Here is a 23,523-nt window from a genome sequence, read left to right on the forward strand (position 1 = left end):
TAACTTCGGAGTCATAGTGTTCCTGGCATGGGAAACCACGAAGAAGATGCGATCCGCCGCCAGATCGACACGCTGGTCGAGGCGGTCGGAGCCAAGGATCTTGAGGGCCTGAGGCAGATCTACGCCGTGGATGTCGTGTCCTACGACATCGACCCGCCGCTTCAGCACGTCGGGATCGAGGCGAAGCTCAAGAACTGGGCGAACGTGTTCTCGGTATTCGACCGCGTGAGGTACGAAATCCGCGATGTGGCCGTCGTGCTCGGCGACGACCTCGCGTTCGGACACGCCTTCGGCCGCCTCAGCGGAACGCTGAAGAACGGGCCGACGACGAATGGCATGTGGGTCCGCGTCACCTACTGCTTCCGCAAGACCGACGGCGCCTGGCTCATCACGCACGACCACGTCTCCGTGCCGCTCGACATCCGCAGCGGCAACGGCGTCGTCGACCTGGAGCCCTGAGCCAGGAGGGGCGGACTGGCATCATGATCCTTGTCACCGGCGGCACCGGAAACGTCGGCGCCAACGTCGTTCGCGAACTTCTCGGCACGGGCGAGGACGTACGTGTTCTGCGCCGCGCACCCGGCGACCGCTCCTTCCCGGATGGTGTCGAGGCCGTGCCCGGCGACCTGACCCGGCCGGAGTCCCTGCCGGCGGCGCTGTTCGGCGTCGAGCGGGCGTTCCTGATGTCCCCGGCCTTCGTCGGCGTCGGCGGTTTCCTCGACGCGGCGCGGCGAGCTGGTCTGCGGCATGTCGTGTTGTTGTCCTCGGCGAGCGTCCTGGCCGAGACCGCCGGATTCATCGGCGAACAGCACCAGCGCCTGGAGAAGGCCGTCCTGGACTCCGGGCTGCCGTGGACCTTCGTGCGGCCCGGCGCGTTCATGACCAACGACCTGGCCTGGGCGCCGCAGATCAGCAACGGCGCAGTCGTCCGCGGTGTGTAGGGGAACGCCGCAATGGCGCCGGTCGATCCGCGCGATATCGCCGCGGTCGCCGTCCGCGCCCTTCTCGAACAGCGCGTCGGCGAGGCCCCTGAGCTCACCGGGCCGCAGTCGCTGACCCAGATCGAGCGCGTGCAAACCATCGCCGACGCGATCGGGCGCCCGCTGCGGTTCGAGGAGGTGCCCCCGGAGCAGTACCGGGAGCAGATGCTGCACCACGGCATGCTCGCCTCCGTGATCGACCAGCTCATCGTCGGGTTGGCCGACCGGGACGGCAAGGCCGCGGACATCTCACCAGCGGTCGAGGAGATCACCGGGCGACGGGCGTTTACCTACGCGCAGTGGGCCACCCACCGCGCGGCGGCCTTCGGCCCGGCACTGGTCTGACGGCCACCGCAGCGGATCGCGCCCTGGCTCACCCTCCCGGGGGCGATCGTCCCATCGACCGAATCGAGAACGGAATCAGGAGGCCGCCTCATGGCGACCACAGCCGAGCACGTCGGCCCGGCCCGCGCCGATGCCGCGCGCCGGATGAGCCCTGGCGGGCGGGTCCTGCGGGGCATCGTCAGCGCGCACGTGGTGGCGATCTTCGGGCAACCCGTGTTCGCCGGCATCTATCTCAGCGGCAACTTCGACGGCCTGCTCTGGCATCAGGTCGGCGCTGACATCGTCACCTCCCTCGGCTACCTGCAGCTGATCGCGGCGATCGTGGTCTGGGTCCGGCTGCGTCTGGCCTGGCCGTGTCTGTCCACGCTGACCTTGGTGGCGGCCGAGACGGTGCAGTACTTCGCCGGGATGGACGGGGCGCTGTGGCTGCACCTTCCGCTGGGGGTGATGACCATCGTCGGGATCGTCGTGCAGTTCATCGCCGTGTGGATCCGGCCGATCGGGCCGACCATATCGACCGGGCCGGCCACGCCGACCACCAGTGAGGAGGGCGACAGTGAGTGAGCACCCTGGAATATCCAGGCGCCGGCTGCTGGGTATCGGCGGCGCGCTCGGGCTGACAGCGGCCGCCGGGCTGTCGACCGCGGCCGCGCTGTCGCACCGACCGGCGGCCACCGGCGCCGAGTTGCGCAGCGCCGTTCCGCTGCCGCCCGCGTACCGCGCGCCGTTGCCGCTTCCCTCGGTGTTGAAGCCGGTGAGTACGGCCGACGGCGTCGACCGGTATCAGGTGACGCAGCGCGAGACGAAGGTGGAGATCCTGTCCGGTGTCAGGACACCGATGTGGACATACGAGGGGACGTTCCCCGGGCCGACGATCGAGGCGCGGCGCGGTCGGCCGATCACTATTACGCACCGCAACGAACTCCCCGTCCCCACGGTCGTGCACCTGCACGGCGGACGGAACACGCCGAGCTCCGACGGGTATCCGACCGATCTCGTCCTGCCCGATGGCTGGCCGGACCCGGCCGGAGGGACGTCGGCCACACATCAGATGCCTGACATGCCAGGGATGAACGGCGTGGACTCCATGGCCGGCCCGAGCGTGACCGGCATGACCGGCATGACCGGCATGACCGGCATGACTGAGATGGCCGGGATGCGCGACCCGCGAGCGGTGGTGAGCAGGCTGACCCGGGACTACACGTTCCCGACGGACCAGCGGCCGACGATGCTCTGGTACCACGACCACCGGATGGACTTCACCGCACCCGCGATCTGGCGGGGACTGGCCGGGTTGCACTTCGTGCGTGACGACGCGGAAGAGGCGCTCGGCCTGCCCGCCGGTCCACGTGAGCTGCCGCTGATGATCGCCGACCGCGCGTTCGACGGTTCCGGCAACCTTCGATACCCCGCCCTCGACCCCGCCCTGCGGGACCGGCCGGGAGTCCGCGAGCCCTTCCTCGCCGGAGTCCTCGGCGACGTGATCCTGGTCAACGGCGCCCCCTGGCCGCTGCACGAGGTCGACGCCGCCCGGTACCGGCTGCGCGTCCTGAACGCCTCCAACGCCAGGCACTATGAGCTCGAGGCCGTCACCGATGACGGACGCCGACTGGGCCTCGTCCAGATCGGCGCCGACCAGGGCCTGTTGGCGGCGCCGGTCACCCACCGGTCCCTGCCGATCGCCCCCGCCGAGCGCTACGACCTGATCGTCGACTTCGCGCAGGTCCCCGTCGGCGGCCTCGTGCGCCTGCGCAACCGGCTAGGCTCCGGCCGCACCCGCGACGTGATGGCCTTCCGCGTCGTCCGCAAAGCCGCCGACGACAGCCGCATCCCGCCCGTCCTCGCCCGCGACCTGCCGTCCTTGCGCCGGTCGGATGCGGTCCGGGTACGCGAGTTCGCCTTCCGGGCCGGGCAGATGCACGGCCGCCACGGCTGGCTGATCGGTGGCCGGCCGTTCGACCCGGCCCGCACCGACGTGACCGTCCGCCTGGGCGACATCGAGGTATGGCGACTGATCGCCGACGTCCACCACCCCGTCCACCTGCACTTGGTCGGCTTCCAGGTGCTCTCCCGCGGCGGGAGGCAACCGCTCGCGCACGACGCGGGCCTGAAGGACACCATCTCGCTGCGGCCCGGCGAATCGGCGGAGATCATCTCCCGCTTCGACGGCTACCGCGGCCGCTACCTCTTCCACTGCCACAACGCGGAACACGAGGACATGGGGATGATGGCCAACCTCGAGATCAGCTGACCCGCCGGCGTGCCCTCGGCGGGAGTTGTAGACCGCTACTGAGGATGAAGGGCTGACATTCCAGGGTCCCGATTCCGTCGATTCCCACCAGGCGTTGGCGAGTATCGCCACGAGGTGCGCGTCGACCCGCTGGCCGTCCCAGAACAGCGCCTGCCGTTTCGTCCCTCCCCTTCCTGCTGATGAAGACCCCAGCACGCCATCCAGCGAACAGGAGACACCATGACCACCCCGATCCCGACGCCGCTGTCCACCGACCCGGCGCCCGCGCAGCGCCTGGAGCGGGCGGCCGCCGCGCTGACGGAACACGGCTTCGTCGTCGAGATCCTCGACGACGTCCCCGCCGCGCGGGCCCGCATCCAAGAGCTGATCCCCGAGGGTGCCGCCGTATTCACCGGGGCCAGCGAGACGCTTCGCCTGTCCGGCATCGATGACGACATCAACACCAGCGGGCGGTACGACTCCGTCAAGGCACGCGGGGTGCGCATGGACCGGGCCACCCAACGAAATGACATCTGGCGAGCGCTGTCGGTCCCCGATTTCATCGTGGGCAGCGTCGCTGCGGTCACCGAAACCGGCTCCCTGGTGGCCGGCTCCGCCAGCGGGAGCCAGCTGCCCGGCTACGCCGGCGCCGCCGCCCGCGCGATCTGGGTCGTCGGGGCGCAAAAGATCGTTCCCGACCTGCCCGCCGCGCTGCGCCGCGTCGAGGAGCACTGCCTCCCGCTGGAAAACGAGCGCGCCAAGAAGGCATACGGGAAGCCCAGCGCCCTCAACCGCGTGCTCATCCTCAACGCCGAAACCGAACCCGGGCGCGGCACCGTGCTGCTGCTCCGCGAGGCCATCGGATTCTGAGGCCTCCCGGACAAAACGCAGTCCCCGGCGGTGTGAGCGGGGAGCCTGCGGCGATCAGGTGGGTGGTTCCTGGGCGTGGTCAGCTGGTCAGCTTCCACTGTTGTTCCGGGGCGGTCCATTCGGTGATGCAGGTGGACTGGATGGCCCCCGCGCCGTTGGCGGTGCTGCCGCCGCCTTCGATCGACAGGCACCTGGAGCTCTTGGCGTTCTTGAGCTGGCCGGCCGTGGCATGGGCCCATCGCTGTTCGGGGGCGTCCCATTCGGTGACGCAGGTGGACTGGACGGCCTGCGCGCCGTTGGCGGTGCTGCCGCCGCCTTCGATGGACAGGCACTTACCGGTCTTGACGTTCTTGAGCATGTTGGACGAGGGGCCGGACCAGTACCACCGCTGCTCGTCACCCCCGTTGCAGGCCCACTGGACGGCGCGGGTGCCGTTGGCAGCGCTGCCGCCGTTGTCGAGGGACAGGCACTTCCCGCTCTTCGTGTTGATGAGCCGGTACGTGGGTCCGCTCCCCGTCGACCCGGAGGCCGAGGCGCTCGGGGCTGCCTCCGTCCCGTCGGGGGAGGCGGAGGGGGCAGGGGAATTGGCCGGAGGGACCTGGCTCTGCGCGGGGTCTGTCGCTGACTTGCCTTGGTCTCCCGCCTCCTTCCCTTCCTTCCCCTCCTTGTCGTCCTTGTCGCCGGACTTGCTTGCGCGAGCGCTGCTGGGCTGCTGCGACGGGGTGTTGTCGTCTCCCTGGGACGATGCGCCGTCGGACGCGGAGGCGGCGGCCGTGCCCTTGCCGCCGTTGTCGTCGGAGTCGGCGCCGATGGTCAGGTAGGTGACGCCGCCACCGATGAGGAGCACCGCAACTGCGGCCGCGGCGATCGTCAGTGTGCGGCTGCGGCGCGACCGAGGGGCGGCGGAGGATCGTTCGTCGGCGTTCGCTGCCTGGGGGTGCCCCTGCGGTTGCCCCTGGGGTTGTGCCGGGAACGGCGCGGCATCTCGGTTCAGGGCGGGCGGCGGGCCGAACGCTCCCGCCGGTGCCGGAGGACGGAGGTCCCGCTCAGGCGTCGGAGGCGCGGGCGGTGCCGTGGGCGTCTCGGGTGTCGCGGGGGTGTGTGCCGACGGGGCCGGGCGGCCGAGGCGCACCGTGCCTGCTGGGTCGCGCCGCACGGTGCCGGGGGCGTCGGGGGGCATGGGCAGGGGCTGGTCCGTGGCAATCGCGGTGAGGAGCTGTGCCGCCTGCGCCGCGTCCGGACGGGACGTGGGGTCCTTGGCCAGCAGCGCGCGCAGGACAGGGGTGAGCGGGCCGGCCTGGCGCGGCTCGGGCAGCGGTTCGGTGACGATCGCGGTGATGGTCGACCAGGTGGAGGTGCGGCGGAAGGGGGTACCGCCCTCGACGGCGGCGTAGAGGGTGGCGCCCAGCGACCAGACGTCCGAAGGGGGGCCCGGCTGCTCTCCGCGGGCCCGTTCGGGCGCGAGGTAGTCGAGGGAGCCGACGAGTTCACCGCTGCGCGTGAGGTTGGTGTCGGCGTCGTCGCCGGGGTCGTCGATGGCCGCGATGCCGAAGTCGGTCAGCACCACCCGACCGCCGTGTTCGAGCAGGATGTTGGCGGGCTTCACATCGCGGTGGAGTACGCCGGCCCGGTGTGCGGCGGCCAGGGCCTCGAGGACCTTGGCGCCGATCTCGGCCGCGTGCCGGGGGTCGAGAGCGCCTTGCCGGCGCATCACGTCGTCCAGCGAAGCGCCCTCGATCAGCTCCATGACGATGACAGGGTGGCCGTCGTGATCGGTGACGTCGTGCACGGCCACCACTCCGGGGTGATGGATCCGCGCCGCCGCACGGGCCTCGCGCTGCATGCGCAACCGCAGCCCGGCCAGTCTGTCTCCGTCGTGCTCGTCGGCGAAGTCACGGAGTTCCTTCACCGCGACCTGACGGCCGAGGGTTTCGTCGACGGCCCGCCATACGGTGCCCATGCCACCGCGTCCCAGCCGCTCCACTGTGCGGTAGCGGCCGGCGATCAGCCTGCCGTCACCGTTCGCACGACTCTCCCCCGTCACTGCCACTGCCCGCCTCGAGGTTGGTTTCACTTGTGCGAATGGCAGCCTAACGGGCTATTCGAGACTGGTGAGTTGACGGGTCCCCGCACCTCCATGCCGCGGCTCGGTGAACCGGCGACGAGCCATCTGGCCCTGGGCACCGGTCCCTAACTGGGGTTTTCGTTCCCGAGTCAGGTGCTCGTCGACTTGTCATCAACTGCTGTACATCTCAAGGTTGTTGACCCGACCCATGTGTGCCATCAGAATGAGCGCGCATTCGTGAGAGCGCTCTCAAGACCGAGGGAGACCCATGACCGGCGGCATGAGCGGCACGACCGGCATGACCGGCAAGCAAGGTCCGGCGCTGACCCGTCGCACTCTCATCGGTGCCGGTTTCGGTCTCGGTATCGGTATCGGTGTCGCTGGCTTCACCGCGGCCGGTGCCGGTGCTGCTCGGGCGGCCGCAGGTGATGCCTCCGCCGCATCCGCCTACGCCTCCGCTGCCCCCGCCCAGCGTCGCGCCCACGCCTTCCTCGCCGCCGCCATGGATGCCTACCCGGAGCATGGCAGCGTCCGGCTCGCGCAGAGCTACAGCGACCAGGCGGGGCTGTTCAGTACCGCCTTCACCTACGACAACGCCCTCGCGGTCCTCGCCCTCCTCGCCACCCGCACCGCCGACGGACGCGCCCGGGCCGTCGCGCTCGGGGATGCGCTGGTGTACGCGCAGGAGCATGACCCGGTCCATGGCGACGGTCGGCTGCGGCAGGCCTACAACGTGGGGCCGTACACCTTCTACGACGGCTCGCGGCAGCCGGACGGATTCGTGCGGGCGGACGGGACCGTCAACGTCGGGACGCAGTTCGGGTTCACGGGGACGGCCGTGGGTGACATGGCCTGGGCCGGGATCGCGCTCAGTGCGCTCGCGCGGCGGACCGGAGAGCGGCGGTTCCTCGCCGGGGCCGTGCGGATCGGGGAGTGGATCGAGCGGAACGGGCGTACCGAGGAACCGCTTGGGGGGTACAAGTTCGGGGTCGACGGAGCCAACGAGAAGCTTCCCTTCACCTCCACCGAGCACAACACCGATCTCGTCTGTCTCTTCGGGCGGCTCGCCCGGCTCACGGGAGACGCGGTGTGGCTGGAGCGGCGTGCTCGTGCCCGGGACTTTGTCGAGAAGATGTGGGACGTGGACGGTGGTTTCTTCTACACCGGGACCAATGACGGGGTGACGATCAACACCTCACCCATCCCCGAGGACACCCAGACCTGGACCCACCTCGCCCTCGACTCCCGTGCCCACGCCGGTTCGTTGGACTGGGCGGCGCGTGGGCTGGCCGTTCTCGACCATGCCGAGCGGCGCAACAGCACGGTGCCGGCCGGGCAGTCGTACGAAGGTGTCACCTTCAGCTCGGCCAGTGTTCTCGCGAACGAGGACGCGCCGATCGCCGACTCCCAGCCAAAGCCGGACCGCAACGGTGTGTGGTTCGAGGGGACCGCTCATCTCGCGCTCGCCCTGCGGAAGCGGCACGGGCGGGGTGACGAGGCGCAGGCCCGGCGGCTGATCGACTCCATCGAGCGGGCTCAGGATCTGCTCGGGGGCGGGCAGACCGTCGGTGGGCAGGCGCTGCCCGAGCGGGCGGGGGTGGTGGCGGCCAGCAGTCCGCTCGACACCGGGTTCGGGTTCGGCTACTACCCCTATCGGCATACGGGGGCGACCGCCTGGTACCTGATGGCGGCGACGCGCTCCAATCCGCTCGGGGTCTGAAAGGGCGGTCGCGCCGAAGGTGCCGATCGCGGGCCGGCTTCGCCCAGCCAACGACGTGGCCACGGCGAAGTGAGGGGGACAGGGCTTCTCCGGGCTGCTCAGCCCGGCACTGCCGACGTCTCATCCCCGCCCGCAGACCGCTCCCAGCTCCGCAGGCAGACGGCTGCTCAGCCCGACACACTGCCGGCTACTCAGCCCGACACACTGCCGGCTGCTCAGCCCCGCACGCTCCCCGCGGTCAGCCCGCCGACGATGAAGCGCTGGAACAGGGCGAACACGCAGACCACCGGGACGCTGATGAGGGTGGCCGTCGCCATCAGGGCGCCCCACGCCGTGCCGTGCTGGCCGACGAAGGCGTTCAGCAGGACGGTGACGGGCTGGACGTCCGGACCCTCGGCCAGCGTCAGGCCGAACAGGAACTCGCCCCAGCCGATCAGGAAGCACAGCCCGGCCGTGGCGACCAGGCTCGGCGCGGTGAGGGGCAGGACGACCCGCAGCAGTACGCCGGGCAGCCCGCAGCCGTCGACCAGCGCGGCCTCCTCCAACTCCGGCGGGAAGGACCGCAGCACGGGGCGCAGCACGATCACCGCGAAGGGGAGGGTGAGGGTGGTGTCGGCGGCGATCAGGCCGAGGTAGGTGTCGTCGAGACCGGCCCGGCGTTCGAGGATGAACAGCGGTGCCGCCAGCACGATGGCGGGCGGGAGTTGGGCGACCAGCAGGGCGAGCACCATCGCTCCCGAGCCGCGCATCCGGACGCGGGCGAGCGCGTAGGCGAGCGGGACGCCGAGCAGGAGCGTGAGGGCCACGACTCCGCTGGAGATCACCACACTGTTGAGGAGGGCTCGGGGCAGGCCTTCGTAGTCCAGCGCCGCCCGGTAGTTCTCGCCGGTGAGCGGGGCGGGCAGCCACTGCGGGGTCGGGGTGAGGATCCGGTCCGGGCGGGTGAGGCTGGTCTTGGCCATCCAGTACACCGGCAGCAGGAAGGCCGCGGTGATCAGTGCGGCGAACGCCGTGAGCAGCCAGGGGCGTTGGGGATGTCTCACGTGGAACCTCCCACCGCGTCCTCGCGGTGCAGCCGTCGTACGTAGAACACACCCGTGAGCAGCGGTACGACGAGCAGCAGCAGGCCGGCCGCGGCGCCCTCGCCGAACCGGAAGAACCGGAAGAAGACCTCGTAGACGTAGAGCGAGAGCACGAGGGTGGCGTCGACCGGGCCGCCGCCCGTCATCACGAAGACGAGGTCGAAGACCTTGAAGGTGTAGATGAGGCCGAGCAGGAGGACCGTCACGGAGACCGGGCGCATGAGGGGCAGGGTGATGCGGCAAAAGCGCTGCCAGGCGCTCGCGCCGTCGATCGCGGCGGCCTCGTGCAGCTCGGGATCGATGGTGTGCAGGCCGACCAGGAGCAGCAGCATGTTGAAGGGCACGCCGACCCAGACGTTGGCGAGGATCACCCCGGCCAGGGAGGTGGAGGGGTCGGTGAGCCAGTCGTGGGAGAGGCTGTCCGGGCCGACCGCCTGCAACAGGGCGTTGTAGGCACCGGACTCCGCGTCCAGCAGCCAGCGGAAGAGGGTGCCGCTGATGATGGGAGGCAGCAGCCAGGCCACCAGGAGCAGGGACCGCAGGAGGCCGTTCAGGGGGAAGGGGCGGGCGAAGAGCAGGGCCAGGGCGAAGCCGAGCACGAACTGGCACGCCAGGGAGCCCAGGGTGAACACCAGCGACAGGCGTACGGAGTGCCAGAACGCCGGGTCGTCGAGCACCGCCCGGTAGTTGTCGAGGCCGTTGAAGCGTTCGGCCCCGCCGAGCAGGCCGCTCAGCCGCACGTCGTGGACGGACGTCCAGACGTTGTAGAAGAGCGGGTAGGCCAGGAAGAGGGCGAGGAAGGCCAGCCCCGGGAGGCAGAAGAGATAGCCGGCGCGGCCGCGGCGCGCGGAGGGGGAGAGACGGGCCGGCGGGCGGCGGTCCCTTCTGCGGCGGTCCCTTCTGCGGTGGACCTCCAACGCGAGGCCCTGGCGCCCTCGCATCACCCGCTCAGCGCCTTGTCGATCTTGCCGGCCGCCGTCTTCGCCGCCGCCGAGGGGGACGCGGAGCCGGTCAGTACGGCCTGTTCCGCCTCCGCGACGGCCTGGGAGGCGTCGGCGTAGTGTGCGCCGTACTGGCGTGGACGGGCCAGGGGGAGTTGGCTCAGGAAGAGCCGCAGCGCCGGGTCGGACGCCCAGGTGCCCCGGTCCGCGAGGTCCTTGCGGGCGGGCAGGTTGCCGAAGGAGACGAGGTACGGCGTCAGGACCGACGGGCGCTGGGTGTACTCCAGCACCTCCCACGCCTTGTCCAGATGGTCGCTGCTCGCCATCACCACCCAGTTCTCCCCGCCCAGACAGGTGGCCGCCTCCTTGTCGCGGGGCAGGGCGACGACGGCCCAGTCGAAGTCGGCCTCCTTCAGCGCGGGGATCTGCCAGGGACCGTTGATCTGCATGGCGGCGCGCTGGTTGAGGAACCGGGTGTTGACGTCCTGCTGCGTCCAGCCCACGCACTGCTCGGACAGGGAGCCCTTGGCGATCAGGTCGTCCAGGAACGACAGGGCGGTGGCGCCGTCCGTCGCGAAGGTGTCCAGGTCACCGCCCGCCTGCCACAGGAACGGCAGGAACTGGAAGACGCCCTCCTCCGTCCTGATCGCGCTCAGCGCAAGGCCGAACCGGTCCCCGCTGGTCAGCCGCTCGGCCGCGGAGGCCAGCTCGTCCCAGGTGGTGGGCGGTCGCACGCCGGCGTCCTGGAGCATCCGGGTGTTGTAGTACAGGGCCAGGCAGTTGCTCTGGTTGGGGATGCCCAGGGTCCTGCCGTCGACCTGGCAGCCGTCCCAGGGGCCCTTGTAGTACTGGTCGGCCTGGCCCCACTGCTCGACCCGGTCGGTGAGGTCGGCGAGCAGATCGCTGCCGCCGAGCGTGTTCATGGAGACGTTGTCGACGATCGCGATGTCGGGCAGGTCGCCGGAGATCGCGCCCAGGGTGATCTGCCGTTCGAGCTCCGCGAACGGGAACGTCCGCCGCTCGATCTTCACATCGGGCACCCCGGCCTCGATGTCCTTGATCAGACGGGTCATGCCCTCCTGGAAGTTGTCCAGCGTGAAGTAGTCCCACCAGGTGAGGGTGGTCGTGCTCGGCTCGTCGGAGCCGCAGGAGGCCAGGGCCCCGCCGAGGCCGAGGGCAGCGACTCCCGCGCCGGCGGTACGCAGGAAGCCGCGGCGGTCGAGCGGGTACGGCATGCTCCCCTCCCGGGGGTGTGATCGGGGGACGTGGAATCAGCGGGCGTGGCGGAACCGGCGTATCAGAAATTCACGTCGAAATCGGGGAATTCCGGCTCGGGTTCCGAACCTGGCACCGGAAGGCACCGTCCCGTGCTGGAGCGCAGGGTGATCAGGGGTTTCAGCAGGACGTGCCGGGGTGTCGAACCGGGCGAGCGCAGACGTTCCACCATCAGCTCGACGGCGACCCGGCTCATCTCCTTGGCGGGGATCTCGGCGGCGGTGAGCTGTGGCGTCACCCGCTCGGCCCAGGGACTCGCCGCCACGCCGACGACCGAGAAGTCGCGCGGCACGCTGCGGCCGTGGCGAGTCAGCCCGCGGTAGACGCCCTCCAGGGCCGCCTCGTTCATGGTGACCAGCGAGGTGGTGGCCGGCTCGTCGGCCAGGATCCGTGCCACGACCTCCTCGCCCGAGGCGAGGTCGTCGCCGCAGAGGTAGGCGTGCGGCTCGTGGCCCAGGTCCGTCATCGCGGTGACGTAGCCCTCGTGGCCGAGCCGGGCGAACCCGTAACCGCTGTTGTAGAGCTGCTCCGACCGGTTGACGAAGGCGATGTGGCGATGCCCCAGGTCGGCGAGGTGCCGTACGCATCCGATCGCCAGCCCGGCGAAGTCCAGATCGACCCAGCCCACCTCGTCGGCGCGGTGGTTGCGGCCGATGGCCACGAACGGGAAGCCCGCCTCGGCCAGATGCTCCACCCGGTCGTCCTCGCGGCGGATCTCCATCACGATCACGCCGTCCACACGGGGTCGGCTGTCGCCGCGCCGTTCGTCGTCCACACGGGGTCGGCTGTCGCCGCGCCGTTCGCCGCCCGCACGCTGTTCGCCGGTCCCGGGCCGTTCGCCGCCCGCACGAGGCCGGCCGTCCTCGCGCCGCTTCCTGTCCACCGGCCCCTCCCCTTCCACCGGCCCCTCCCCTTCCACCGGCCGCCCCCCGTCCAGCGGCCGCCCCCCGTCCACCGGCCGCTCCCCATCCACGGGCCCCTCCCCTTCCACCGGCCGCTCCCCGACCATCCGCCGGAACGAGGCGTCGGCGTCCGTGCCGGCGGGGGAGAGCAGCACGTCGTAGCCGTACGGCGTCGCGGCCTCGGCGACGCCGCCGATGAACGCGAGCTGCATGGTGGTGTAGACCCGGCCCCGCCCGGCCGGGGGGTAGAGCAGCCCGAGCGTGTGTGTGGTGGCCCCGCCCCCGGTCGGCGGTGTCGTCGCCTCGCCCGTGCGCTCGGTCATGGTCAGCCGACGGGGAGGGGCTGTTCGGCCCAGATCGTCTTGCCGGTGGGGGTCTGGCGGGTGCCCCAGCCCTGGGTGAGCTGGGCGACCATGTGCAGCCCTCGGCCGCCCTCGTCGTAGGTCCGGGCCCGGCGCAGATGGGGGGCCGTGCTGCTGGCGTCGGACACCTCGCAGATCAGGGTGCGGTCCCGGATCAGGCGCAGCCCGATCGGTACGTCGCCGTAGCGGATGGCGTTGGTGACCAGCTCGCTCACCACCAGCTCGGTGACGAACGCCGCCTCCTGAAGGCCCCAGGCGGCGAGCTGCCGGGAGGCCTGCGCGCGGGCGTCGGCCACGATCGCGGGGTCGGACGGCAGGGCCCAGGCGGCGACCTGGTCGGCGTGCAGGGCGCGGGTGCGGGCGAGCAGGAGGGCCACGTCGTCGGAGGGGCTCTCCGGGAGCATGGTCTTGAGGATGGCGTCGCAGGTGACCTCCAGCGACGGCACCGGGGAGGCCAGGGCCGCGCAGAGCCGTTCCAGGCCGACGCCGACATCGCGCTCACGGGCGATCAGACCGTCGGTGTAGAAGGCGAGCAGGCTGCCCTCGGGCAGCTCCAGCTCGGTCGCCTCGAAGGGCAGCCCGCCGACGCCGAGCAGCGGACCGGGCGTCAGGTGGACCACGCTGACCGACCCGTCGGGCAGCAGCACGGCGGGCGGGACGTGGCCGGCGCTGGCGAGGGTGCAGATCCGGGAGACGGGGTCGTAGACGCCGTACAGGCAGGTCGCGCCGATCCCACCGGTGTACGGCAGGTCGCGGACGGTGCTGTCGTCGTCCGAGGTGAGGTGGGTGACCAGGTCGTCGAGGTGGGTGAGCAGCTCGTCCGGGGGGAGGTCCACGTCGGCGAGGGTGCGCACGGCGGTACGCAGCCGGCCCATGGTGGCGGAGGCGTGGATGCCGTGCCCGACGACATCGCCGACGACCAGCGCGACACGGGTGCCCGACAGCGGGACGACATCGAACCAGTCGCCGCCCACGCCGGCCCCCGTGCCGGCCGGCAGATAGCGGTACGCCACCTCGACGGCCGCCTGTTTCGGCAGGTCGCGGGGGAGCAGGCTGCGCTGGAGGGTGAGCGCGTTGGTGCGCTCGCGGGTGTAGCGACGGGCGTTGTCCACGCCGACGGCCGCCCGGCCCGCGAGTTCCTCGGCGAGGATCAGGTCGTCCTGCTGGAAGGGCGGGGAGTTCTTGCTGCGGACGAAGACCGCGACCCCGAGGGTGATGCCGCGGGCCCGCAGCGGGGTGGCCATGACCGAGTGGAAGCCGTGTTCCCGGACGATGGCACCCCGCGCCTCGTGCTCGGTGACCCACCGTTGGAAGTCGGGGTCCCCCTTGCCGCTGAGGACCGGTCGCCCGCTGGTCAGGGAGCGGGCGGGCGGCGAGAACGGGGGATAGGTGTCGATCCCGCCGAGTTCGACGGCTGCCTCCGGAACGCCCCCGCCCTCGGCGGCCGACTGGTGGGCGACCCGGCGCAGCACCACGGCGGCGTCGACCGGCCCCGGCACCGGCTCCTCCCCGCGGATCACCGAGTCGAGCAGGTCCACGCTGGCGAAGTCGGCGAGCCGCGGGACGGCCAGATCGGCGAGCTCCTGGGCGGTGCGGCTGACGTTCAGGGTGGTGCCGATGCGGGTGCCCGCCTCGTTCAGCAGGGCCAGCCGCTGCCGGGCGGCGTACTGCTCGCTGCTGTCGAAGGCGGCGGTGCCGACCCCGGCGACCTCGCCGGACTCGGGGTCCCGCACGGGCCACAGCTCGACGATCCAGGAGCGCTGCCGGGCGGCCGCGGCCGGCGCCGGGGCGAACCCCTCGTACCGCATCGGCATGGCCTCCTCGGCGACCCGCCGGACACACCTGAGGAATCCTTCGTCGGAGCGGGCCTCGCCGAGCGGGTCGGCCTCCGCGCCGGCGTTCAGCCGCCACGATCCCGACGCGGCGCTGTAGGTGGACAGGGCGATCGAGGACTGGGCGAAGGCCCACTCCACCATCCACCGGTCGCGCTGCGACGCGGGCGTTCCGGTGGTGGCGGTGACGACGAACGCCTGGGTCGCGCCGTCGCCGTCCAGGGAGGGCTGGGCGTGCAGGGTCAGTTCGACGTGGTGGCCGTCGCGGTGCCTCAGCGCCGCCGTGCCGCTCCACTCCTGGGAGCCGACGGGGGAGAAGCCGGTCGCCCCCCGGTCCACGAGGAGGTCGGCCGCGGCCCGCCCCACGACCTCGGAGGCGCGGTACCCCAGCAGCCGCCGGGCACCCTCGCTCCACCCCGTGAGGATGCCCTCGACGCCGATGGTGGCTGTCGCGGCATCTGGTGACCACCCGTAGTGACCGAGGTTCTGATCAAAAGTGGTCATTATGGCTCAATTCGCGGTGGTGATGTTACTCACGGTTCCAGCGTGCGCGTTGCGCGAGAATCGGACAAGTCGGATTCCCGTGCATGAATTTCTGCCCTGAGGGCCGGGGCGGAGACGGCGGGACGACAGCTGGACGACGGTGGGAAGGCCGCTGGACGGCGGTGGGAAGACTGCGGGAGGACCGCGGGAAGACGGCGCGGAGATGGTGCGGAGACGGGTGGAGGAGTTCGCGATGGGTTATTCCGGTACGCCGCTCGCCAGGAAGATCGGCATCAAGCCGGGCCACCGGGTCCGGCTCTGTCACGCGCCCGCACGCTGGGACATTCCCGGGTTGCCGGAGGGCTGCGACGTGGCTGAGGGAAGCCCGCGGGGCGCGGACGTCGCCGTCGCGTTCTATCGGTCGTACGGCGATCTCGTTGCCGAAGGCCCGGGGCTGGTCGGCGAACTCGCCGACGACGCCATGCTCTGGATCGCCTGGCCCCGCCGGGCGGCCGGCCACGTCAGCGACATCACCGAGAACGCGCTGCGGGACCTCTTCCTCCCGCTCGGCGTGGTCGACGTGAAGGTCGCGGCGCTGGGGGAGAGCTGGTCGGGCCTGAAGTTCGTACGGCGCAGGGAGAACCGCCGCGCATAACCCGTCGGGGGGAGAGGGGGAGGGGAGGGAGAACAAGGGAGGAGGGGGGAGGAGGGGGAGGAGGGAAGGGACGCGGGTCCCGGTCGCTCACCTCCGCCGACCGGGACCCGCATGCGTCCCCGGATCCGGCCGCGGCGGCGACACTCCCCCGAGTTACGCGTTGTACGCGCGCGCCGTCGGGCCAGATCCGATGAAGTGATCACATCAGGTCGCACCAACGGATCGCTAACATGTGGCCAACGGCGCTCCGTTTCGAGGTCGTTCGGTTGGCGCGAAGTCGACGGACGATAACGGGAAATGGCCCGGCGGGGAACGGTTTTCCCGTCAGGGGCGTCGAGAAGGGTGGCGGGAAACCGTCGTGCAAGGGGCGTATCTCCGCCAGGCGCGGCGTTTTTCCGTGCCGTGTGGATGTTCGTCGTGGAGCGCGAGGGTGGGTGCGAGTGCGGGCCCGCCGCGAGGGAAGGCAGTGGGCGGCGTGAAGCGGTGCGGGCTGCGGTTCGGACTGCTGGGGCCGCCGGTTGTGTACGAGGTCGAGAGCGGGTCCTGCGACGGCCGGGACTCTGACGGTCAGGACCCTGACGGCCGGGACTTCGACGGCCGGGACTCCCACGGTGCTTCGTCGGCGGCGACCGACCGCGCTGTCCGGACCATCCGCAGCCCCAAGGTGCGTGCCCTGCTCGCCGCGCTGCTGCTCGAAGGCGGCCGGGTCGTCTCCGTGGAATCGCTGACGGACGTGCTGTGGGGCGGGGCGCCGCCCGCGTCCGCGCGTGCCTCGCTGCACAACCACGTGGCCCGGCTGCGGCGACTGCTCGACGACCCCGAACGGCTGCGGGCGGTGCCGCCCGGCTATGTGCTGCGCGTCGACGAAGGCGAGCTGGACGTCGACGTCTTCGTGAGCCGCGTCGCTGCGGCCCGCGCCGCGCACGTCGCGCGGGACTGGGAGCGCACGGTGCGCGAGTGCACGGCAGCGCTCGCGCTGTGGCGGGGCACGCCCCTGTCCGGCCTGCCCGCCGAGGTGGGCGGTTACGCGCTGGTACAGCGCCTGCACGAGGCCCGGCTGCTGCTCCTGGAGTGGCGCTACGACGCCGAGCTGACCGTGGCCGGCCCACGACTTGACGCCCTCGTACCCGAACTGGCCGCACTCGCCGCCGAGCACCCCCTACGGGAGTCCTTCCAACGCCACCTGATGCTCGCCCTGCACCGAACGGGCCGACGCGCCGAGGCCTTGGCCGTCCACCGCGATCTGCGTACGCGCCTGGTCGAGGAGCTTGGTGTGGAGCCGGGGGTTGGGGTGCGAGAGGCGCATATGGAGGTGTTGCGGGGGGCGGGGGATGTCGGTGGTGCGGAGCGCGCCGTGGGGTCGGTCGCGGGGGACGGGGCCGGTCGTGGGGTGCGTGGTGTAGCTGCGGGCTCTGGCGGGCGCGAGGTGCGTGGGGCTGAGGAGGGGGCGGTTGATCGCGGGCTGCAGCAGGCCGCGATGGGCTCGGCCGACCTTGAGCTGCCGAGGCACGCGGTCGGCTCGGCCGACCCTGAGCTGGCGAGGCAGACGTTCGGCTCGGCCGACCCTGAGTTGCAAAGGCCCTCGGAGGGCTCAGCCGGCCGTGACGATGACGCCCTCCGGGGCACCGCCCACGCCGCCACCTCCCCCGCAGGCGACGCGCTCCGCAGCACCGCCGCCCCTGAAGCTACGCGCGATGACGACGCCCTCCGGCGCCCCACGCCCGCCGACGCCTTCCGCGAGACTGACGCGTCGGCCGTTCCGGGCCTACGTGAGCCGGACACCCTGGCTGCTGCGGTCGTCCGGGATTCGGATGCGCCCGTCGGCTCGGCCCCTCGCGAGACGAACGTCCTCGCTGCCCGGCCGGTCCCGGAATCGGACGGGCCCGCGACCTCGGCCCTCCGCGACACGGACGCCCTGCCTGCCCAGGCCCTCCGGGAATCGCCCCCGCTGGCCGCGGCCGCAGCCGCAGCCGCAGGCCCAGCCCCAGCCCTCCGCGCGACGGATACGTCGACCACCCCACCCCTCCAGGAACTTCCCGCGCCCGCCACACCCGCCACTCCCGGCGCCCTCGCCACTTCCGGCGCCCTCGCCACTTCCGGCGCCCTCGCCACTTCCGGCGCCCCCGCCACCCCCGGCGCCCCCGCCATCCCCGCCACCCCCGCCGCTCCCTCCACCCCAGCCCCCCACCAAGCGGAGGACACACCACCCACCCCACCCCAGCAGCCCGCGCCGCCACCACCACCCCGCCCCGCCCAACTCCCCCCACCCCCGGCCTACTTCACCGGCCGTACCGCAGTACTCACCGACCTGCGCCGTACCCTCGCCCTCGCTCCCACGCGTCAACCCACCGTCGCGGTCGCCGTGATCAGCGGCATGGCCGGCGTCGGCAAGAGCGCGCTCGCGCTGCAGGCCGCGCACGGGCTGGCGAATCGTTTCCTCGACGGTCAGCTCTACGTCAACCTGCACGGCGCCACTCCCGGCATGCCCCCGCTCACCCCCGGCCAGGCGCTCGCCGCACTGCTCCGTGACCTCGGCGCCGACCCCCGCTCCATCCCCGAACACCCGGACGCGGCCGCCGCCTTGCTGCGCTCGCTGCTCGCCCCGACCCGCACCCTCATGGTCCTGGACGACGCCGCGAACGCCGCTCAGGTACGCCCGCTGCTCCCGGCAGGCCCCGGCTGCGCCGTGATCGTCACCAGCCGCTCCCCGCTGACGGCCCTGGACGGCGCCCGCCGCTTCCCGCTCACGCCCCTGACCGCGGAGGACAGCGCGGCCCTGCTGAGGGCGGCGTCGGGACGCGACATGCGAGACGGGCAGGATGGCCCGGACGTGCTGAACACGCGGGGCCGGCAGAGCGGACGGACCCGACAGGACGAGCAGGGCGCACAGCACCACCCCGGCGCAGAGCACCACCACCCCCGCGCACAGCACCACCCCCGCGCACAGCACCACCCCGACGAACGAGACCCCCACACAGGACCAGACCCCCGTGCCGATCACGACGGCCTCGACGCCACCCACCCCCTCATCGAGCTCACCGGCCGCCTCCCGCTCGCCCTCCGCGTCGTCGCCGCCCGCCTGGCCGCCCGCCGTGCCCTCACCCTCGACGTGCTCGCCGATCAACTGGCCGCCGCCGAGAGCCGGTTGCACCACCTGGAGTACGACGACCTCAGCGTCCGCCGCTCCCTCGCCGTCGCCCACGACGCCCTCGCCGCCTCCGACCACGAGGCCGACCGGGACGCGGCGCTCGCCCTGCGCCGCATCGGCGCCGTCGACCTGCCCGCGTACGGCGCACCCCTGCTGGCCCGCCTGACCGGCACCAACGAGCGCCGTGCCGAGGCCGCCCTCGACCGACTCGTCGACGTGGCCCTCCTGGAGGAGATCGCGTACGGCCGCTACGCCCCTCACGACCTGGTGCGCGACTTCGCCCGTGAACTCGCGGGAACGGACGGTGAGACGGATACCGTGGGAACGGACGGTGAGACGGACACCGCGGAAACCGCCCTGCGCTGGTACGCCGCCGTCGCCGAACGCACCCTCACCGCCATCGTCGAACCCGGCCTCGACCAGGACGACCGCTGCAGGCCGACGTCCGCACAGCCGCCGGAGCACACGGCCCATGTGCTCACCGCCGCTCCCTTCGACAGTGCCGAAGAGGCCTTCGCCTGGGGCGACCTGGAGCTGGAGAACGTCGTCGTGCTGGTCGAGCGGTATGCGAACGCCGTCGGCGACGGCACCGCCGCCCACGTCTCCACCCTCATCCGCCTCCTCTTCCCCTGCGTCCAACGCGCCGGCCGCGTCGCCGAGATGGAGGTGCTCGGCCGGGCCGCCCTGCGCGTGGCGCGACGGCTCGGAGACGAGGCCGCCGAGGCGTACGCGCTGGGCGACCTCGCCGGCCTGCACTTCCTGACCGGCCGAAACAACGAGGCCCTCACCCTCAACGACCGGTCCCTGGCGATCTGGCGGCGCCTCGATGTGGCCTCCCGGATCTGGCGCTGCCTCAACAACCGGGGCCTGCTGCTCGAGAACCTCGGCCGGTACTCCGAGTCCGGGCAGGCGCTGCACCAGAGCCTGGAGTACTCACGGCAGCTGGACGACCCCTACGGCGAGGCCGTGACGTACCAGCACCTCGGCAACCTGTACGAGCACACCGACCCCCGGGCCGCCATCGAGCAGCACCGGCGTTCCCTCGCGATCGGTGACCGGATCGGCAACGTCGTCGTGCGCCACTCCGCCCACTGCAACATCGGTTACGCCCACGTCACCCTCGGCGAACCGGCCGCCGCCGTGCCCCACTTCGACGAGAGCCTGCGCATCCTCGGCGGCCACAGCGACTGGCACGGCGAGTCGCAGACCCGCCTCGGCCTGGTCCGCGCCCTGCGCCTCCTCGGCCGCGCCGAACGGGCCGACCGCGAGTGCGCCGAGCTGCTCCGCCGCGCCGACGCCCGCGCCGACCGCTACACGGCCGGCCTCGCCCGCCACCAGCGCGGCCTCCTGCTGCGCGAACGCGGACGTATCCAGGAGGCGTACGACGCTTGGCGCACGGCCCTGGAGGCCCTGGACGGCACGGACGAGAAGACGGTCCTGGCGGAACTCAGGGAACTGCTCGCCGACGAGGTGCCCGCCGAGACCAAGACCGCCGAGACCAAGACGGCCGAGACCAAGACCGTCGACACCAGGCCCATCAACCCCACGCCCATCAACCCCACGCCCGCCAACACCGAACGACGTTGATCACTTGGCGTCCGCATAACACTCCACCACCGCCGTAGTGAACGGAAACCGCACCGGCGTCTCCCCGAACGTCAGCCGCCCCGCCAGCTCCGCCGCCTCCCGGATCGCCGTCACGACCGCCTCGGCCTCCTCCTCGGGACAGTGCACGATCACCTCGTCGTGCTGGAAGAAGACCAGCTCCGCCGCCCTGCCCGCGCAGGCCTGCCGCAGCGCGGCGAGCAGCAGCAGGGCCCAGTCGGCGGCGCTGCCCTGCACGACGAAGTTGCGGGCGAAGCGGCCCCGGGCGCGGGCGTCGGAGGAGGCGTAGCCCGGCACCCACTCCCGTGCCCCTGGCGCCGCCGAGCGCCCGGTCGTCTCGTCCTCCGCGTCCAGGATCGGGATTCCCGCCTCCTCGGCCGTGTCGTCCGCCGCCCCGGCCGCCGGGGGACACGTCCGCCCCAGCCACGTCCGCACGAGCCGCCCCTCCTCACCGGCCCGCGCCGCGTCGTCGACGTACGCCACCGCCCTGGGGAAACGGCGTCTGAGCGCGGCGAGGTTCTTGAGTCCGTCGCCGGAGGTCTGGCCGTAGACGGCACCCAGCACGGCGAGCTTGGCCTGCGCACGGTCGCCGGAGAAGGCACGGTCGGAGACGGACTGGTAGAGGTCGGTCTCCCGCCCGGCCACCTCCATCAGCCCGGGGTCACGGGAGATCGCCGCCAGCACCCGCGGCTCCATCTGGTCGGCGTCGGCCACCACGAGCCGCCACCCGGGGTCGGCGACGACGGCCCGCCGGATCACCTTCGGGATCTGCAGCCCGCCCCCGCCGTTGGTCACCCACCGCCCGGTGACCGTCCCGCCCGCGAGGAACTCCGGTCTGAACCGCCCCTCCCGCACCCAGTCCTGCAGCCAGGACCAGCCGTGGGCCACCCAGATCCGGTACAGCTTCTTGTACTCGACCAGCGGCTTCACGGCCGGATGGTCGAGGGACTCGATCTCCCAGCGCCGGGTCGATCTGATCTTGATCCCGGCCTGCGCGAAGGCCTTGATCACATCGGCCGGCAGATCGGGCCGCACCCGGCGCCCGAATGCGGCCGACACCTCGTCCGCCAGCTCGGCCAGCCGCCGCGGCTCCCCGCCGCCCGCATACCGCTCGCCCAGCAGCTCGTGCAGCACCCGGCGGTGCACCTCGGCGCTCCACGGCAGCCCGGCCCGGTTCATCTCGGCGGCGACGAGCATCCCCGCCGACTCGGCCGCCGTCAGCAGCCGCATCCGCTCCGGGTGGGCGGTGGCGTCGTGCCGGCGCTGCTGGTCGGCGTACACCTCGACGAGGTCGGCCAGTGGGACGTGCTCGGCCTGCGGCTCGAAGAGCGAGGACTGCGAGCCCGGCTCGGCCGCCCGCTGGGGCGGATCGGGCGGTACCGGACCACCCCTCAGCCGGGCGAGGGCCGCGGCGGCCGACCTCGGTTCGCCGTACCGCCCCTCGTGGCCGAGCAGGAGGGTTTCGGCATCCTCGATGTCGTAGCACCGCTCCACTCGCACCCCCGTGGCGAGCAGCCGCGGATAGACCTCGGCGGTGGACCGCCACACCCACCGCGCCACCTCAGGCCGCCCCCGCACGGCCTCACCCAGGTCCGCCTCCCGGCGCACCGGCCCCGCGGGCAGCCCGTCCGGACCGAGGGGGGCGATCTCCACGCCACCGTCCTCGGCCGGAGCGAGCGCCCAGCGGTCGGTCATGCAGCGAGTGTGGCACCCGGGTCTGACAACGCCCTCAGCTCTGCGCCTCCCCCTCCTCGCGGGCCGCCCTGCTCGTCTGCTCACCGCTCTTCAGGAACTGGGAGAGCATCTCGACGACGTACTCCTCCACCGCCTGCTTGGTGAGGCCGAGGCCGGACAGGACGCCGGTGCCGTTCTCGAACTCCAGCAGGGCCAGCAGGATGTGCTCGGTGCCGATGTAGTTGTGGCCGAGGCGCAGGGCCTCGCGGAACGTGAGCTCCAGCACCTTCTTGGCGTCGGAGCCGTAGGGGACGAGATCGGGGACCGCGTCGGCGGCGGGCGGCAGTGCGGCGCCGGCGGCCTGGCGTACGGCGTCCAGGAGGATGCCCTGCGCCGTGATCGCCTTCGCGGCCAGGCCGTCCGGCTCGGCCAGCAGCCCGAGGACCAGGTGCTCGGGGCGGCCCTCGGCGTTGCGGGCCGCGATGGCCTCGTTGTGGGCGGCCATCACCGTGTTGCGGGCACGCGGCGTGTAGCGGCCGAAGCCCTGCTGGGGGTCGAGGTCGGTCGACTCCTTCGGTACGAACCGCTTCTGCGCGGCCTGCCGGGTGACGCCCATGCTCTTGCCGATGTCGGTCCAGGAGGCGCCCGATCGCCGGGCCTGGTCCACGAAGTGGCCGATCAGGTGGTCGGCCACCTCACCGAGGTGATCGGCGGCGATCACCGCGTCCTGGAGCTGGTCGAGGGGCTCTTCGTGGACCTTCTTGATGGCCGCGATGAGTTCGTCGAGACGTACGGATGACGTGATGGTCGGGTTCGTCGACATGCGTCAACCGTAGGTTGACACTCCAGCGTCGTCAACCCGTGGTTGACAGTTGACTGCTCAGAGCGGCTTGGCGAAGCAGCGGCTGTCGGAATAGCCCCTGTACGGACCGAAGTTGGCCGTCGGCGCGTACCCGCAGGCGACGTACAACCCCATGGCCTCGTGCAGCGGCGTCCCCGTCTCCAGCACCATGCGGCTCCGTCCGACGTCCCGCGCGCTGACCTCCAGCGCCCGGAGAATGCCGCGGGCGAGCCCCCGTCCCCGCGCCTCGGGCACCACGAACATCCGCTTGATCTCGGCGTCCCCGTCCGCGTACCCCTCGTCGCCCGCCTCCTGGGCACGCCAGCCGCCGCAGGCCACGGGCTTGTCGTCGCGGTAGGCGATGAGGAAGAGGCCGTCCGGCGGGTCGAAGTGGGTCGGGTGCAGCGGGGTCATGTCGTCGTAGCCGTAGCGCCGCAGGTACTCGGCCTGCACGAGGGCGGAGAGCTTCACGGCGTCGGAGTGATCGAAACGTACGGGGCGAATGTCGTCCAT

General features: G+C 72.0%; 18 protein-coding genes. 9 read left to right on the forward strand and 9 right to left on the reverse strand.

Annotated features, from left to right (window positions below; translation table 11 throughout):
* Window positions 1-27: 27 nt before the first annotated feature.
* The 6 genes from PBV52_RS27195 (at window position 28) to PBV52_RS27220 (ending at window position 4,425) form a co-directional block, all read left to right on the forward strand.
* Window positions 28-459, forward strand: a complete 432-nt coding sequence (locus PBV52_RS27195; protein ID WP_274241696.1) for an SgcJ/EcaC family oxidoreductase — start codon at window positions 28-30, stop codon at window positions 457-459.
* Window positions 460-482: 23 nt separating this feature from the next.
* Window positions 483-941: an SDR family oxidoreductase gene (locus tag PBV52_RS27200; RefSeq protein ID WP_274241697.1), complete on the forward strand. Its 459-nt coding sequence runs from the start codon at window positions 483-485 to the stop codon at window positions 939-941.
* A gap of 12 nt (window positions 942-953) precedes the next feature.
* Window positions 954-1,325, forward strand: a complete 372-nt coding sequence (locus tag PBV52_RS27205; RefSeq protein WP_274241698.1) for a hypothetical protein — start codon at window positions 954-956, stop codon at window positions 1,323-1,325.
* A gap of 90 nt (window positions 1,326-1,415) precedes the next feature.
* Window positions 1,416-1,889, forward strand: coding sequence for a hypothetical protein (locus tag PBV52_RS27210; protein WP_274241699.1), 474 nt, complete (start codon window positions 1,416-1,418; stop codon window positions 1,887-1,889).
* Complete coding sequence (locus tag PBV52_RS27215) at window positions 1,882-3,576, forward strand: multicopper oxidase family protein (RefSeq protein ID WP_274241700.1); 1,695 nt, start codon at window positions 1,882-1,884, stop codon at window positions 3,574-3,576. Before PBV52_RS27210 ends, PBV52_RS27215 begins: the two co-directional genes overlap by 8 nt.
* A gap of 219 nt (window positions 3,577-3,795) precedes the next feature.
* A complete protein-coding gene (locus PBV52_RS27220; protein ID WP_274241702.1) occupies window positions 3,796-4,425 on the forward strand; it encodes an LUD domain-containing protein in 630 nt (209 codons plus the stop codon).
* Window positions 4,426-4,504: 79 nt separating this feature from the next.
* On the opposite strand, the gene PBV52_RS27225 is transcribed toward PBV52_RS27220, so the two are convergent.
* A complete protein-coding gene (locus tag PBV52_RS27225; RefSeq protein WP_274241704.1) occupies window positions 4,505-6,469 on the reverse strand; it encodes a serine/threonine protein kinase in 1,965 nt (654 codons plus the stop codon).
* A 319-nt stretch (window positions 6,470-6,788) separates the two neighbouring features.
* Here PBV52_RS27225 and PBV52_RS27230 point away from each other — a divergent pair, with 319 nt between their 5' ends.
* Window positions 6,789-8,210 (forward strand): Tat pathway signal sequence domain protein, encoded by a 1,422-nt coding sequence (locus PBV52_RS27230; RefSeq protein ID WP_373922027.1) that lies wholly within the window; start codon window positions 6,789-6,791, stop codon window positions 8,208-8,210.
* A gap of 215 nt (window positions 8,211-8,425) precedes the next feature.
* Here the strand turns inward: PBV52_RS27230 and PBV52_RS27235 are convergent, their stop codons facing one another.
* From PBV52_RS27235 to PBV52_RS27255, 5 genes are all read right to left on the reverse strand, one after another.
* On the reverse strand, window positions 8,426-9,253 hold the full coding sequence (locus PBV52_RS27235; RefSeq protein WP_274241707.1) for a carbohydrate ABC transporter permease: 828 nt from the start codon (window positions 9,251-9,253) through the stop codon (window positions 8,426-8,428).
* Window positions 9,250-10,233, reverse strand: coding sequence for a carbohydrate ABC transporter permease (locus PBV52_RS27240; RefSeq protein ID WP_274241709.1), 984 nt, complete (start codon window positions 10,231-10,233; stop codon window positions 9,250-9,252). Before PBV52_RS27240 ends, PBV52_RS27235 begins: the two co-directional genes overlap by 4 nt.
* Complete coding sequence (locus PBV52_RS27245; protein ID WP_274241711.1) at window positions 10,233-11,468, reverse strand: sugar ABC transporter substrate-binding protein; 1,236 nt, start codon at window positions 11,466-11,468, stop codon at window positions 10,233-10,235. The genes PBV52_RS27240 and PBV52_RS27245 overlap by 1 nt, the downstream gene beginning before the upstream one ends.
* Before the next feature lie 62 nt (window positions 11,469-11,530).
* On the reverse strand, window positions 11,531-12,733 hold the full coding sequence (locus PBV52_RS27250) for a LacI family DNA-binding transcriptional regulator (protein WP_274241713.1): 1,203 nt from the start codon (window positions 12,731-12,733) through the stop codon (window positions 11,531-11,533).
* 2 nt (window positions 12,734-12,735) lie between these two features.
* A complete protein-coding gene (locus tag PBV52_RS27255; protein WP_274241714.1) occupies window positions 12,736-15,108 on the reverse strand; it encodes a SpoIIE family protein phosphatase in 2,373 nt (790 codons plus the stop codon).
* Between the two features lie 232 nt (window positions 15,109-15,340).
* On the opposite strand from PBV52_RS27255, the gene PBV52_RS27260 reads away from it, so the two are divergent.
* Both PBV52_RS27260 and PBV52_RS27265 read left to right on the forward strand, forming a co-directional pair.
* Complete coding sequence (locus PBV52_RS27260) at window positions 15,341-15,742, forward strand: DUF3052 domain-containing protein (protein ID WP_274241715.1); 402 nt, start codon at window positions 15,341-15,343, stop codon at window positions 15,740-15,742.
* Between the two features lie 475 nt (window positions 15,743-16,217).
* Window positions 16,218-20,477, forward strand: a complete 4,260-nt coding sequence (locus PBV52_RS27265; protein ID WP_274249604.1) for a BTAD domain-containing putative transcriptional regulator — start codon at window positions 16,218-16,220, stop codon at window positions 20,475-20,477.
* Here the strand turns inward: PBV52_RS27265 and PBV52_RS27270 are convergent, their stop codons facing one another.
* The 3 genes from PBV52_RS27270 to PBV52_RS27280 are packed head-to-tail and all read right to left on the reverse strand — an operon-like array spanning window position 20,478 to window position 23,523.
* Complete coding sequence (locus PBV52_RS27270; protein ID WP_274241716.1) at window positions 20,478-22,190, reverse strand: bifunctional 3'-5' exonuclease/DNA polymerase; 1,713 nt, start codon at window positions 22,188-22,190, stop codon at window positions 20,478-20,480.
* A 34-nt stretch (window positions 22,191-22,224) separates the two neighbouring features.
* Window positions 22,225-22,992 carry a Clp protease N-terminal domain-containing protein gene (locus PBV52_RS27275; protein ID WP_274241717.1) on the reverse strand — a complete coding sequence of 256 codons (768 nt, stop codon included), beginning with the start codon at window positions 22,990-22,992 and terminating at the stop codon, window positions 22,225-22,227.
* 57 nt (window positions 22,993-23,049) lie between these two features.
* Window positions 23,050-23,523 carry a GNAT family N-acetyltransferase gene (locus PBV52_RS27280; RefSeq protein ID WP_274241718.1) on the reverse strand — a complete coding sequence of 158 codons (474 nt, stop codon included), beginning with the start codon at window positions 23,521-23,523 and terminating at the stop codon, window positions 23,050-23,052.

Origin of the sequence: Streptomyces sp. T12 (assembly GCF_028736035.1) — a bacterium.
Taxonomy (GTDB): domain Bacteria; phylum Actinomycetota; class Actinomycetes; order Streptomycetales; family Streptomycetaceae; genus Streptomyces.